Source organism: Xenorhabdus sp. IM139775 (assembly GCF_028598745.1).
Lineage (GTDB): Bacteria > Pseudomonadota > Gammaproteobacteria > Enterobacterales > Enterobacteriaceae > Xenorhabdus.
This window is the reverse complement of sequence record NZ_JAQRFK010000040.1, coordinates 1-14,627: the sequence shown is the minus strand read 5'-3', so window position 1 is coordinate 14,627 and position 14,627 is coordinate 1. Positions and strand designations below refer to the sequence as shown.

General features: G+C 46.5%; 10 protein-coding genes and 1 pseudogene. 1 reads left to right on the top strand and 10 read right to left on the bottom strand.

Features of this window, described 5'->3' with window-relative positions:
• Positions 1-10: 10 nt before the first annotated feature.
• From cydA to sdhC, 9 genes are all read right to left on the bottom strand, one after another.
• Complete coding sequence (gene cydA, locus PSI17_RS10005) at positions 11-1,582, bottom strand: cytochrome ubiquinol oxidase subunit I (RefSeq protein ID WP_273551859.1); 1,572 nt, start codon at positions 1,580-1,582, stop codon at positions 11-13.
• A gap of 636 nt (positions 1,583-2,218) precedes the next feature.
• A complete protein-coding gene (sucD, locus tag PSI17_RS10000; RefSeq protein ID WP_273551858.1) occupies positions 2,219-3,088 on the bottom strand; it encodes a succinate--CoA ligase subunit alpha in 870 nt (289 codons plus the stop codon).
• Positions 3,088-4,254, bottom strand: a complete 1,167-nt coding sequence (gene sucC, locus PSI17_RS09995) for an ADP-forming succinate--CoA ligase subunit beta (protein ID WP_273551857.1) — start codon at positions 4,252-4,254, stop codon at positions 3,088-3,090. The genes sucD and sucC overlap by 1 nt, the downstream gene beginning before the upstream one ends.
• A 192-nt stretch (positions 4,255-4,446) precedes the next feature.
• Positions 4,447-5,658 (bottom strand): 2-oxoglutarate dehydrogenase complex dihydrolipoyllysine-residue succinyltransferase, encoded by a 1,212-nt coding sequence (gene odhB / locus PSI17_RS09990; RefSeq protein ID WP_273551856.1) that lies wholly within the window; start codon positions 5,656-5,658, stop codon positions 4,447-4,449.
• 13 nt (positions 5,659-5,671) lie between these two features.
• On the bottom strand, positions 5,672-8,479 hold the full coding sequence (gene sucA, locus PSI17_RS09985; RefSeq protein ID WP_273551855.1) for a 2-oxoglutarate dehydrogenase E1 component: 2,808 nt from the start codon (positions 8,477-8,479) through the stop codon (positions 5,672-5,674).
• A gap of 333 nt (positions 8,480-8,812) precedes the next feature.
• Positions 8,813-9,529: a succinate dehydrogenase iron-sulfur subunit gene (locus tag PSI17_RS09980; protein WP_273551854.1), complete on the bottom strand. Its 717-nt coding sequence runs from the start codon at positions 9,527-9,529 to the stop codon at positions 8,813-8,815.
• 52 nt (positions 9,530-9,581) lie between these two features.
• Positions 9,582-11,348 (bottom strand): succinate dehydrogenase flavoprotein subunit, encoded by a 1,767-nt coding sequence (sdhA, locus tag PSI17_RS09975; protein WP_273551853.1) that lies wholly within the window; start codon positions 11,346-11,348, stop codon positions 9,582-9,584.
• Positions 11,349-11,696, bottom strand: coding sequence for a succinate dehydrogenase membrane anchor subunit (gene sdhD, locus PSI17_RS09970; RefSeq protein ID WP_273551852.1), 348 nt, complete (start codon positions 11,694-11,696; stop codon positions 11,349-11,351). It lies immediately after the preceding gene.
• Positions 11,690-12,079, bottom strand: coding sequence for a succinate dehydrogenase cytochrome b556 subunit (gene sdhC / locus PSI17_RS09965; protein ID WP_273551851.1), 390 nt, complete (start codon positions 12,077-12,079; stop codon positions 11,690-11,692). The genes sdhD and sdhC overlap by 7 nt, the downstream gene beginning before the upstream one ends.
• Positions 12,080-12,701: 622 nt before the next feature.
• Between sdhC and PSI17_RS09960 the strand changes: the two genes are divergently transcribed.
• Positions 12,702-13,985: a citrate synthase gene (locus PSI17_RS09960; protein WP_273551850.1), complete on the top strand. Its 1,284-nt coding sequence runs from the start codon at positions 12,702-12,704 to the stop codon at positions 13,983-13,985.
• Positions 13,986-14,104: 119 nt separating this feature from the next.
• On the opposite strand, the pseudogene PSI17_RS09955 reads toward PSI17_RS09960, so the two are convergent.
• Positions 14,105-14,584: pseudogene (locus PSI17_RS09955) on the bottom strand (helix-turn-helix domain-containing protein); the annotation flags it as partial.
• Between the last annotated feature and the right edge of the window lie 43 nt (positions 14,585-14,627).

The following is a 14,627-nucleotide window of genomic DNA, read 5'->3' as shown; positions in this document are numbered from 1 at the left end:
GGACTCCTGCTTACTCAATATTATTCGCTGAAGAAGCTGTTTTTTGTTCAAAATGATAACGCCCGGTCTTGAGGCTGCTCGGGCCAAGACGGGCAAATTTGAACATCAAGAACATCTCTGCGATCAAGAACAAAGTGTACAGGCCACAAATCAGCGCCATTGAGAAAATCAGATCGCCGACACTGCGGGTTGACGACGCAACAGCCGTTGGCAACACTTCGCCAATCGCCCATGGCTGACGACCATATTCTGCGACAAACCAACCCGCCTCAACGGCAATCCACGGCAATGGAATGCTGAACAATGCTGCACGCAGCAACCACTTATGTTGACCGATACGGTTACGGATAACACTCAGGAATGACAGGCCAATAACCAACAGCATAATAAAGCCGGCGGCAACCATGATACGGAATGCGAAATAGAGCGGTGCAACGCGTGGAATAGAGTCTTTCGCGGCGGCTTGAATTTGCGCTTCTGTCGCATCAGTGACGTTTTGGGTATAACGCTTCACGAGCATGCCATAGCCAAGATCTTTCTTACTTTCATTGAATGCACTGCGAATACTGGGATCAAGGTTACCCGCGCGCAGTTCTTCCAATAATTCATAGGCTTTAATGCCGTTACGGATACGCTGCTCATGCTGACTCATCAGGTCACGCAGGCCAACGACTGGTGTATCTGTGGAACGGGTAGCAATCAAACCTAAAACGTAAGGAATTTGGATGGAATATTTATTTTCCATTTTGTCCTGATCAGGAATACCAATCAGTGTGAATGAAGCTGGAGGCGGCTGGGTTTCCCACTCTGCTTCAATGGCGGCCAATTTGGTTTTCTGCACGTCCCCCATTTCATAGCCAGATTCATCACCCAGAACAATAACGGACAGTACCGCAGCCATACCAAAACTGGCCGCAATCGCAAAAGAACGTTTGGCAAATGCCAAATCACGCCCTTTAAGCAGATAGTAAGAACTGATACCCAAAACAAAAATGGCGCCTGTAACATAACCGGCTGCAACAGTGTGAACAAATTTCACCTGAGCAACGGGGTTAAGTACCAGTTCACTGAAGCTCACCATTTCCATCCGCATGGTTTCGAAGTTAAAGTCAGACGCAATCGGGTTTTGCATCCAACCATTCGCAATCAAGATCCACAATGCCGAGAAGTTAGAGCCTAATGCAACCAGCCAAGTTACTGCCAAGTGTTGTTTCTTACTCAGTCGATCCCAACCGAAGAAAAACAGGCCAACGAATGTGGATTCGAGGAAGAATGCCATCAGACCTTCGATGGCCAAAGGCGCACCGAAAATATCACCAACATAATGTGAGAAATATGACCAGTTGGTTCCGAACTGGAACTCCATGGTCAAGCCCGTTGCGACACCCAGAGCAAAGTTAATACCAAATAACTTGCCCCAGAATTTTGTCATATCTTTATAGATTTGTTTGCCAGAAAGGACATATACCGTTTCCATGATCGCAAGCAAAAACGCCATACCGAGCGTTAATGGTACGAACAGAAAATGGTACATGGCAGTTAAGGCAAACTGTAATCGTGACAGTTCGACAATATCAAACATCTTGACTCCTTGCTCCTAGCAGGAAGACACCGACTTGCGGCAACCCGGCTTCGTAAAACGAAAGCCTCGTAACTACCAGCAATAAATGCCTCAAACACAACAATGAATTATTACAAAATCAATAGATACCACAATAATATTACGCCTATATTCACACACAATAAATAATTTTTACGTGACTCAGCTTGGAATTCTGAATATAGGTCAACAATACTCAACTTTCTCAGGCTAATACCTCTATATACTAGATCAATTTAATCAATTTTAGCGAATACAATCCAGAGTAATAAATTGATTTTAGTCAATTTTTTCCTTGTTTTGTTAAGCATTACCATTATTATTTCATTATGGTTTACCGAGTGTTAATAAGTTGTTATTTTCAATGGAGTGTAATTTATTTTTTGCTGTAAAATGCCTTAGAAAATTAACTTTTCTTTTTCATTCTTTAAAAAATATATTTTCTCGATATTTCTAATTTAATTAATCAAATAAATAGGTTTTCCTAAAATCCAGTTCAATTAAATTGAAAACGACAAAACTTATAAATGAACTAACTCACTGTTAATATTATAAATAAAAATAAAAGGCTACCCTAAGGCAGCCTTTTTCTATAAAAACAGCTTTATTTTGTGTTTCTTATGATAATAACGCTTTTACAGCATCGCCGATGTCAGCAAGACTGCGAACCGTCTTCACACCTGCGGCTTCCAGTGCAGCAAACTTCTCATCTGCTGTCCCTTTACCGCCAGCGATAATCGCGCCAGCATGACCCATGCGCTTACCTTCCGGCGCTGTCACACCCGCAATGTAAGCAACGACAGGCTTAGTCACATGTTGTTTGATATAAGCTGCTGCTTCTTCTTCCGCCGTACCACCGATTTCGCCAATCATGACAATCGCTTCTGTCTGTGGATCTTCTTGGAACAGTTTCAGGATATCAATGAAGTTTGAGCCGGGGATCGGGTCACCGCCGATACCAACACAGGTCGATTGCCCTAACCCAGCATCTGTGGTCTGTTTAACGGCTTCATAAGTCAATGTGCCTGAACGGGAGACAATGCCCACTTTACCTGATTTGTGAATGTGACCAGGCATGATACCAATCTTACATTCATCAGGTGTAATGACTCCCGGACAGTTGGGGCCAATCATACGAACACCCGCTTGATCCAGTTTTACCTTAACTGTCAGCATATCGAGTGTTGGGATACCTTCTGTAATCGTGATGATCAATTTAATGCCCGCATCAATCGCTTCCAGGATGGAATCTTTACAGAATGGTGCCGGAACGTAGATAACCGACGCGGTTGCCCCCGTTGCCTCAACAGCTTCACGCACGGTATTGAATACAGGCAGCCCCAAATGCTCAGTACCCCCTTTACCCGGTGTAACACCCCCAACCATTTGAGTGCCGTAGGCTATCGCCTGTTCGGAGTGAAAAGTCCCTTGGCTGCCAGTAAAACCCTGACAAATCACTTTGGTGTTTTTATCGATTAAAATAGACATTATTTATTCCCCGCTGCGGCTACGGCCTGTTTAGCTGCGTCTGTCAAACTGGTCGCGGCAATGATATTCAAACCGCTGTCTGCCAGTTTCTTAGCGCCCAGTTCAGCATTGTTTCCTTCCAGGCGAACGACCACCGGTACGTTAACACCGACTTCTTCCACCGCACCAATAATGCCGTCAGCAATCAAGTCACAACGAACGATACCACCAAAGATATTCACCAAAACAGCTTTAACATTGTCATCTGACAAGATGATCTTGAATGCTTCGGTAACACGCTCTTTTGTTGCACCACCACCCACATCAAGGAAGTTTGCCGGTGCACCGCCATGCAGTTTAACAATGTCCATCGTTCCCATTGCCAGACCTGCACCATTCACCATACAACCAATGTTACCGTCCAGCGCAACATAGTTGAGTTCCCATTGTGCCGCCTGAGCCTCACGTGAATCTTCCTGTGAAGGATCGTGCATTTCACGCAGTTCAGCCTGACGGAACATCGCATTACCATCAGCGCTCAGTTTTCCATCCAAACACACCAGATCATCTTGAGTTGTGATCACCAGCGGGTTGATTTCGACCAATGCCAAATCACGCTCCAAGAACAGGTTAGCCAATCCCAAGAAAATCTTGGTAAATTGACCAACTTGCTTACCCGTCAAACCGAGTTTAAATGCTAATTCACGGCCTTGGTACGGCATAGGGCCAGACAGTGGGTCGATAATGGCTTTGTGGATCAACTCAGGCGTTTCTTCCGCCACTTTTTCTATTTCGACGCCACCTTCAGTAGAGGCCATGAACACTACACGACGCGTACCGCGGTCAACAACCGCACCGAGATACAGCTCTTTGGCAATATCGGTTGCACCTTCCACCAAGATCTGATGAACAGGTTGCCCCTGTGCATCAGTCTGGTAAGTTACCAGTCGTTTACCTAGCCATTGTTCAGCAAAAGTACGGATATCTTCCTTGCTGTTGACGACTTTCACGCCACCAGCTTTACCGCGTCCACCTGCATGAACCTGACATTTAACGATCCAAGGGCCTGAACCAATCTTGGATGCTGCTTCTTCTGCTTCGCGCGGAGTGGTACAAGCATAGCCCGCAGGCGCTGGTAAACCATACCGTGCAAAAAGTTGTTTTGCCTGATACTCGTGTAAATTCATGATGTTCTATCCATAATTTAATCTAAGAAAGGTAAATTACCTTCTATATTTGTTGCTCTGGATATGACCAGCCCAAAAGGGCTGGCCTGCATATACATTTTTACATCAACGTCGTACTACTTTCAGACTTGGCAGAGTTAATACTCTCCACCAATAGGGATACAACCAATAGGGATGCCACCGATAAGAATGCTATACATCCAGCAATAAGCGTGTTGGATCTTCCAGCATCTCTTTGATGGTCACCAGAAAGCCGACAGACTCACGACCATCAATCAGGCGGTGGTCATAGGACAGCGCCAGATACATCATAGGGAGGATCTCAACCTGACCATTGACTGCCATTGGACGATCTTTAATGGCATGCATGCCAAGGATCGCACTTTGTGGCGGGTTAATGATCGGGGTAGACATCAGGGAACCGAAGACACCGCCATTGGTAATGGTGAAATTACCGCCAGTGAGCTCTTCAACGGTCAGTTTACCGTCACGGCCTTTGACAGCCAACTCTTTGATGCTTTTCTCAATGTCAGCCATGCCCAGTGCATCTGCATCACGCAATACGGGTGTCACCAGACCACGTGGTGTAGATACTGCGATACTGATATCAAAATAGTTGTGGTAAACCACATCAGTGCCATCAATGGAAGCGTTCACTTCTGGGTAACGTCTTAATGCTTCAACAACGGCTTTCACATAGAAAGACATAAAGCCCAAACGTACACCATGGCGTTTCTCAAACACATCACCGTACTGCTTGCGCAATTCCTGAATTGGCTTCATGTTGACTTCATTGAAAGTCGTCAGCATGGCCGTGTTGTTTTTCGCTTCAAGCAGACGCTCTGCAACACGCTTGCGCAGACGCGTCATTGGGACACGTTTTTCACTACGGTGTGGCAATAAGGATGGCTGTTCAGCAGGTGCAGCAGATTTATCGCTCTCTTTTTTATTCGCAGCGATATGTTTTTCGATGTCTTCACGAACAATGCGACCACCCACACCACTGCCTTTAATGGCAGCAGGATCTAACTCATGTTCAGCAATCAGACGACGAACCGCAGGGCTGAGTGCATCGTTATTTTCTTCTTCCAAAGACGCAGTCTGGCGTTGTGCTGGCGTTGCCTCTGTTTTTGTTTTTACTTCAGCAGGGATACCCGTGCTATCACCCAGACGGATACGACCTAACAGTTGCCTGGACAGTACAGTGGCACCCTCTTCTTCCAAAATAGATTCCAAAACACCCGCTTCACTTGCTGGCACTTCCAGAACAACTTTATCAGTTTCAATTTCAACCAGAACTTCATCACGCTCTATGGTGTCACCTGGTTTTTTATGCCATGTCGCAACTGTGGCATCTGCAACAGATTCAGGGAGGTCTGGAACCAGAATTTCTACGCTACTCATTTTCTATCCTTATTTATTCAACGTTCAGTGCGTCATTAACCAGTGCTTGCTGTTGCTGCTGGTGAACAGACGGATATCCCACAGCCGGGGATGCAGATGCCGGACGACCTGCATAACGTAAAGAAGCCCCAAATGGGATTGCTTCACGGAAATTATGTTGACTGCAATACCAAGCCCCTTGGTTCAATGGCTCTTCCTGACACCAGACGAAGTCATGAACATGGGCATACTGCTCAAGTTGAGCCTGCAGATTCTGACGTGGGAATGGATACAACTGTTCAATACGCACAATAGCAACATCGGTCTGTTTGTTCTTACGACGCTGTTCCAACAGATCGTAATAAACCTTACCGGCGCACAGTACAACGCGCTTAACACCTTTTGGAGCCAAAGCGTCAACTTCACCAATGACTGGCTCAAATTTGCCATTCGCCAATTCATCCAGACTAGACACGGCCAATGGATGACGCAGTAATGATTTCGGTGACATAACGATGAGCGGACGGCGCATACCACGCAGGGCCTGACGACGCAGCATGTGATAAACCTGGGCTGGGGTCGATGGTACGCAGACCTGCATATTTTGCTCAGCACAGAGTTGCAGATAACGTTCCAGACGTGCCGATGAGTGCTCTGGCCCCTGCCCTTCATAGCCATGTGGCAACAGCATCACCAGACCACACATACGGCCCCATTTCTGTTCACCGGAGCTGATGAATTGGTCAATCACAACCTGAGCCACGTTGGCAAAGTCGCCAAATTGCGCTTCCCAAATTGTCAGGGCGCGAGGTTCAGTGGTTGCATAACCGTATTCAAATGCCAGTACCGCTTCTTCTGACAGCACCGAATCCCATACGTTGAATACACCTTGGCCATTGTGGATATTCGCCAGGGGCACATAAACAGAAGCATTGTTTTGGTTATGAACAACGGCATGACGGTGGAAGAACGTACCACGTCCCGCATCCTCACCGGAGAGACGCACCGGAATACCTTCATCAACCAGCGTTGCATAAGCCAGTGTTTCCGCACCACCCCAGTCAAACAATTTATTGCCATTGGCCATTTCCGCACGGTCGCCATAGATTTTTGCAACACGTGAGTGCATTTCCACTTCGGCAGGAACCGTGCTGATACTTTTGCCAAGATCTTGCAGACGTTTCATCTCCACTTGATGCGGATATTCTTCATCCCATTCGTGGTTCAGGTAGGGTTCCCATGTGAATGAGTGCAGCCCCATTGGACGCCATTCATCGACAACACATTCACCATGATCCAGTGCATCACGGTACAGGTTCACCATCTCTGTAACGTCATTGGCGCCCAGCAAACCTTCCGCTACCAGCTTATCGGCATAAATTTTACGCGCGGTTGGCAGTTTTTTGATTTTCTGGTACATCAGTGGCTGAGTTGCACTTGGCTCATCAGCTTCGTTATGACCGTGACGACGGTAACAAACCAGATCAATCATCACGTCACGTTTGAAAGTATTGCGGAAATCAAGCGCCAGACGTGTGACAAAGGCAACAGCTTCCGGATCATCCGCGTTAACGTGGAAAATCGGTGCCTGAACCATTTTCACAACATCAGTACAGTATTGTGCTGAACGGGAATCTTTCGGGTTCGACGTGGTGAAACCAATCTGGTTGTTAATCACGATACGAACCGTACCACCCACTTCATAACCGCGGGCCTGCGACATGTTCAGCGTTTCCTGAACAATCCCCTGCCCTGTTACGGCAGCATCACCATGGATAGTAACAGGCAGCACCATGTTGCTGCGACCTTCATCAAGACGATCACGACGGGCACGTACAGAACCGATAACAACAGGGCTGACAATCTCAAGGTGAGACGGGTTAAAGGCCAGTGCCAAATGCACCGGACCACCTTCGGTTTCAAAATCAGAAGAAAAACCTTGATGGTATTTTACGTCACCCGTACCCAAGTGCTCTTTGTGCTTACCCGCAAATTCGTCGAACAGATCAATCGGCTTCTTACCCAACAGATTGACCAAAACGTTGAGACGACCACGATGAGCCATGCCCAACACAACCTCACGGGTATCTTGTTTACCGGCGTGACGGATCAACTCTTTTAACATCGGGATAAGTGCATCGCCGCCTTCCAGGGAGAAACGTTTCGCCCCCGGGAACTTCGCACCTAAATAGCGTTCCAAACCTTCCGCTGATGTTAATTCTTTCAGGAAACGACGCTTTTCTTCTGCATTAAACTGTGAACTTACTGGCACAGACTCCAGACGTTGCTGGAGCCAACGTTTTTCTTCTGTATTGGTGATGTGCATATATTCCGCACCAATTGAACCGCAATAAATGCGTTTCAGCGCGTCATACAGATCAGCCAATTTCATTGTCTCTTTACCAATGGCAAAAGAGCCTACATTAAACGTTTCTTCAAAATCCGCTTTTGTTAAATTATGGAAAGCAGGATCAAGATCAGAGACAGGTTCCTGTTTCCATAATCCCAATGGATCAAGGTTTGCATGTTGATGTCCGCGGAAGCGGAATGCATTGATGAGCTGCAAAACTTTGACTTGTTTTGCATCCATTGCTGGATCGCTGACTGAAGTATGATAACGCGTGGCATCCTTTGCCAGACGACGGAAGTAATCGCGTGTCTGTGAGTGAAGTTGTTCCCCGCCAAGTCCTGCATCTGGTAATTGTTGGAAAATTTCTCTCCAACTTGCATCAACAGAGTGAGGATCGGTTATATAGTCTTCATAGATTTGCTCTATGTAAGACTGGTTTGCACCAGCCAGAAAGCTTGAGTCCAGCCAGTCCTTCATTGCGCCGTTCTGCATTGTGATCCCTTAAGCTTTGAAAGCTTTAGTTTTCGCCGTGGTTAACAAATACCGCTTAATCAGCGGTGTTGATAAAAGGTTCATTTGGACGTGCTTAATGCATGTTCTTCTATGGGTTTTCCTACCCTTCAAGGAACCTTTAAAAACTGAATATCAGTTTTTAAAGGTTCCTTTATTTGGAAACATATTTCGTCTTTAGCAGTAGGCAATTTATCATTTTTCATTCTTTATGCCCTCCACTGATTTGATATTTATGTCGAAATTGTGGAGGGCAACATTATATGGATTATTTACACGCTAATTATGTGTTATTTATACCCAAATTTTATTTTACTATGCGCTATGTTTCAGCAACATAGATTTAATATGACCAATCGCTTTTGTCGGATTCAGCCCCTTAGGACAAACGTTGACGCAATTCATGATCCCATGGCAACGGAAAACACTGAATGCGTCATTGAGGTTATCCAATCGTGAAGTAGTTTCAGTATCACGGCTGTCAATCAGGAAACGGTAGGCGGCCAACAGACCGGCCGGACCGATAAATTTATCCGGATTCCACCAGAATGACGGGCAAGACGTTGAGCAACAGGCACATAAGATACACTCATACAGGCCATCCAGTTTTTCACGCTGTTGTGGTGATTGCAGGTGCTCACGCGCAGGTGGGTTTTTACCGTCATTAACCAAGTAAGGGCGGATTTTTTCATATTGTGCGTAAAACTGCCCCATATCAACAACCAGATCACGAACCACTGGCAGGCCGGGTAATGGGCGAATGACAATTTTCTTGTTACCACGGCGCAATGCTGAAATGGGTGTAACACATGCCAAGCCGTTTTTGCCATTCATATTCACGCCATCAGAGCCACAAACTCCCTCACGACAAGAACGGCGGAATGCCAAGGTAGGATCTTGCTCTTTTAGCTGGATAAGCGCATCCAGCAACATCATGTCGCGCCCTTCCTCCGCTTCCAGTGTGTAGTCCTGCATACGGGGCACATCATCGACATCTGGATTATAACGATAAATTGAAAATTCAAGCTTCATAATCTATTTCTCCGCAACTGGAACATCAGCAACGCAAAACGCAATGAGTAAATTAGTAAGAACGCACTTTTGGCGGGAAAGCTTCACGCAGCGTTGGCTGCATATTCACTTCACGACGCGTCATGCTTTCAGTTTGCGGTAAATACAGGCTATGGCACAGCCAGTTGGCATCATCACGCTCTGGATAGTCAAAACGGCTGTGGGCACCACGACTTTCTGTACGGAAATTCGCAGCAACGGCAGTCGAATAAGCCGTCTCCATCAGGTTATCCAACTCCAAACACTCGATACGCTGCGTATTGAATTCTGATGAAGTATCATCCAGACGAGCATTTTTCAGACGTTCGCGGATCAATTTCAGCTCCTCCAACCCTTTTGCCATCGCCTCACCTTCGCGGAATACTGAGAAGTTATGCTGCATGCAGGATTGCAAGGCTTTGCGGATTTCAACCGGATCTTCACCAGAACGGGTATTATTCCAACGGTTCAGGCGTTGCAGTGCAGCATCAACATCGGATTCGCTGGCATCACGGCTGGTGCCTTGTTCCATCAGGCACTCTTTCAAATGCAGGCCAGCGGAGCGACCAAATACCACCAGATCGAGCAGTGAGTTACCTCCGAGACGGTTTGCGCCGTGAACGGATACACAGGCAATTTCACCCACGGCAAACAAGCCCGGAATCACAACGTCTTCACCTTTTTCGTTGACTGTCAACGCCTGACCCGTGATCCTGGTTGGAATACCCCCCATCATATAGTGACAGGTTGGAATAACCGGAATCGGCTCTTTTACTGGATCGACATGGGCGAAGGTACGGGATAATTCGAGGATACCCGGCAAACGGGATTCCAATACATCCTTGCCCAGATGATCCAATTTCAGTTTCACGTGAGGCCCCCAAGGCCCATCACAACCACGCCCTTCACGGATTTCAATCATGATGGAACGTGCTACTACGTCGCGGCCAGCAAGGTCTTTAGCATTGGGTGCATAACGCTCCATGAAGCGCTCACCCTCTTTATTCAGCAGGTAACCCCCTTCACCACGGCAGCCTTCTGTGACCAAAACGCCTGCACCCGCGATACCCGTCGGGTGGAATTGCCACATTTCCATATCCTGCACAGGAACGCCAGCACGCAGCGCCATCCCCACACCATCACCGGTATTGATATGCGCATTGGTTGTGGATTGGTAAATACGGCCAGCCCCACCGGTTGCCAGAATGGTTGCCTTGGCTTTGAAATAAACGACTTCACCCGTTTCGATGCAGATAGCGGTACAACCAACAATCGCACCATCCTGATTCTTCACCAGATCCAGCGAATACCATTCAGAGAAAATAGTCGTGTGATTCTTCAAATTCTGCTGATATAGCGTATGCAAGAGGGCATGACCGGTTCGGTCAGCCGCCGCGGCAGTACGAGCCGCCTGCTCGCCACCAAAATTCCTGGATTGCCCGCCGAATGGACGTTGGTAAATACGGCCATCATCCAAACGGGAGAATGGCAGCCCCATGTGCTCCAGTTCCAAAATGGCTTCCGGGCCAGTCTTACACATATATTCGATAGCATCCTGGTCACCGATATAATCGGAACCTTTCACCGTATCGTACATGTGCCATTCCCAGTTATCATCATGGGAATTGCCCAGAGCAACAGTGATCCCACCCTGTGCGGATACAGTGTGGGAACGAGTTGGGAATACCTTGGAAATCAAGGCACAAGATAAACCCATTTGTGAAATTTGCAGTGCGGCACGCATACCTGCGCCACCAGCACCAATAACAACAGCGTCAAACTCTCTGACTGGCAGTTTCATTTATGCACCCCACACCACAATTGTTCCGTAAATCAAATAAGTTAACAGCGCGACAATAATCACCAGTTGCAGAACCAAACGCAGTGCGAGTGGCTTGACATAATCTGTCAGTACCTGCCACATGCCAATCCATGCGTGAACCAGAATGGAAAGCAGAGCCAACACAGTGAATACTTTAGTGAGGGGGGAAGAGAAGAAACCACGCCAGACTTCATAAGTAATATCCGACGTTGTTGCGACAAAACCGACAAGGTAGAGGACGTACAAGACAATAATAATTGCGGATGCACGTAGCAGCAGCCAATCCTGAATACCCGTACGACCCAATGCGGATGCGTTGCTTACCATAATAATACCCCAGCCAGAATAGACAGAATAACCGCGATGACTATTGCTACTTTGGCAGATGCACTACCGGTAGCGAGAGTTTCTTCCAAGAAACCAAAATCCATCAACACATGGCGAATACCCCCACAGATGTGGTAAGCCAGCGCCGTCAATATCCCCCACAGGATAAATTTGGCGAAGAAGCCAGTCATGATGTCAGATGCTTGTAGGAAGCCCTCCTGCGAAGACAGTGACATACCCAATAACCACAACAGGATACCCACTGCGATAAAGGTAATGACGCCTGAGATACGGTGCAAGATCGATGCTATCGCGGAGACGGGTTGGTCAATCGTCCGCAAATCGAGGTTGACAGGTCTTTGTTTTTTCACAATTTTGCCCACAAAGCTTTTTTTTATTTTCCATCCTCCGGTCCTGGGCGGGAATCAGACAGCGCGAAGAGGATACAAAGACACAACATAATTAACTCAACAATCCTTACTGTTCATCAAAAGTTGTGATTTGATTACGCTGGGTGCTCCTACAACAGGGTAATCCGGAGACCTTACCGAAGTATAAGTACTTCACATTGTTATTACAATTCCCACACAATGTGATTATTAATATTTAGCTTGAACAGTGAGAAAGATCACGCTTCAAACACTTTCCGTAAAATACATGATCTTGTTTGACAAAGATTAAACATTTATCTTACATATATATCGTTATATATTATTTGTCGTCATCTTATGATGAAAAATTAATCTTAACGAAAGATAAAAGTTATGTAAAAGTACCGTATAAGCACAGAATGTTAACATTTAATGTGAATAATACTTTAAACATAACTTCCAAAAACTTTTTAACAACCTGAAAACCATTGTCATCCGTAATGAGATTTCAGCGTTAAATGTGATACCAGCCTGATTTTAAACTCTCTCCGGTAGCACAATGCCTTCGGCACAGTATAAATTGCGCCTATCTGGTTGTTAGGGGTTATAGAAAATAAGCGCTAAGGAGATGTAAATGGCTGATAAAAAGGCTACGTTGAACATAAATGGTTCAGCTGCTATCGAACTAGACGTACTAACGCCGACCCTAGGTACTGAAGTAATTGACGTTCGAACCCTCGGCTCAAAAGGCTTCTATACCTACGATCCGGGCTTTACTTCCACTGCCTCCTGTGAGTCGAAAATCACCTATATTGATGGCAATGAAGGCATTTTGCTGCACCGTGGTTTTCCCATCGATCAGCTTGCAACGGAATCGACCTATCTGGAAGTCTGTTACATTTTGCTATACGGCGAACCGCCTACGCCCGAAGAATACAAGAATTTTAAAACGACGGTGACTCGCCATACGATGATCCACGAACAGATCACCCGTCTGTTCCACGGCTTCCGCCGTGATTCTCATCCAATGGCGGTACTTTGTGGTGTTACGGGCGCACTGGCTGCTTTCTACCATGATGCCCTGGATGTCAATAATCCTCGCCATCGTGAAATCACCGCTTACCGTCTGCTGTCCAAAATGCCCACTGTTGCGGCAATGTGTTACAAATATTCCCTTGGGCAGCCTTTTGTTTATCCACGTAATGACCTGTCTTATGCCGCCAATTTCCTGCACATGATGTTCTCAACTCCGTGTGAGGAATATAAGGTTAATCCCGTCTTAGAACGCGCCATGGATCGCATTTTCATCCTGCATGCCGATCATGAACAAAATGCCTCAACCTCGACGGTACGTACTGCGGGTTCCTCCGGTGCCAATCCATTTGCCTGTATCGCTGCGGGTATTGCATCCCTGTGGGGGCCTGCCCATGGCGGGGCAAATGAAGCCTGTCTGCGGATGCTGGAAGAGATCCAAACTGTCGAACACATTCCTGAATTCATTGCCCGCGCCAAAGATAAAAATGACTCTTTCCGCCTGATGGGCTTTGGTCACCGTGTTTATAAGAACTACGACCCGCGCGCAACAGTGATGCGTGAAACCTGCCATGAAGTGCTGAATGAACTTGGCCTGAATGACAGTCTGCTGGAAGTGGCAATGGAATTAGAACGTATTGCCCTGAACGACCCCTACTTCATTGAGAAAAAACTGTATCCAAACGTCGATTTCTATTCTGGCATTATCCTGAAAGCGATGGGTATTCCCTCCACCATGTTCACTGTGATTTTCGCCATTGCCCGTACTATTGGCTGGATTGCGCACTGGAATGAAATGCACGATGAAGGCTTGAAGATCGCACGTCCACGCCAACTTTACACTGGTCACACGGAACGCGATTTCAAGAGTCAGTTGAAAAAGTAATTGAATGACGCCAATAACGCTATTCATATTCTGACACATGCTGAATAGTGTATTTCTGCACCTCTCATGTCAGGTTTTATGCTGATATTAGGGGTGTAGTTATTATAGGGATGTCGTTATCAAGGATGTCGTTTTATATATTCCCTTGGCGGCTTTCCCATGACTTTACGGAAAAATGTCACAAATGCACTATCATTGGCAAAACCCAGTTCCTGGGCAATATAAGATAAGGTTTTATTCTGCGCCAATAACTCTATCGCCTTTACCAATCGCCATTGCTGCCGCCACTGTTGATAATTCATTCCTGTTTCGCGATGAAATATTCGGGTAATCGTCTTTTCACTGGCACCAATATAAGTGGCCAGTATATGCAGTGGTGGCGGTAATTGTTCAAGTGAGAAACGCGTTAAACGCCGATCAACAGGCAGGGGCAATAAAGTCGGTTCCCTACGCGCCTCACGGATTTCATCAAAGAATACTGCCAGCAAATTTGCCCCTTTCCCCTGAAACCAATCAGAGTCGAAAGAAGATATCGCGATACGCTCCAAAAGCGCCTGTAACAGTGGCGTGGTTTCCAATACTTCACTTTGGGGAGAAATTTTGGCAAAATGCGTTTTTGATCGCATTTTTCAATATTTGTTT

Coding starts and splice junctions, on each gene's coding strand:
- cydA (WP_273551859.1), bottom strand. CDS start 1,582: ATGTTTGATATTGTCGAACTGTCACGATTACAGTTTGCCTTAACTGCC.
- sucD (WP_273551858.1), bottom strand. CDS start 3,088: ATGTCTATTTTAATCGATAAAAACACCAAAGTGATTTGTCAGGGTTTT.
- sucC (WP_273551857.1), bottom strand. CDS start 4,254: ATGAATTTACACGAGTATCAGGCAAAACAACTTTTTGCACGGTATGGT.
- odhB (WP_273551856.1), bottom strand. CDS start 5,658: ATGAGTAGCGTAGAAATTCTGGTTCCAGACCTCCCTGAATCTGTTGCA.
- sucA (WP_273551855.1), bottom strand. CDS start 8,479: ATGCAGAACGGCGCAATGAAGGACTGGCTGGACTCAAGCTTTCTGGCT.
- PSI17_RS09980 (WP_273551854.1), bottom strand. CDS start 9,529: ATGAAGCTTGAATTTTCAATTTATCGTTATAATCCAGATGTCGATGAT.
- sdhA (WP_273551853.1), bottom strand. CDS start 11,348: ATGAAACTGCCAGTCAGAGAGTTTGACGCTGTTGTTATTGGTGCTGGT.
- sdhD (WP_273551852.1), bottom strand. CDS start 11,696: ATGGTAAGCAACGCATCCGCATTGGGTCGTACGGGTATTCAGGATTGG.
- PSI17_RS09960 (WP_273551850.1), top strand. CDS start 12,702: ATGGCTGATAAAAAGGCTACGTTGAACATAAATGGTTCAGCTGCTATC.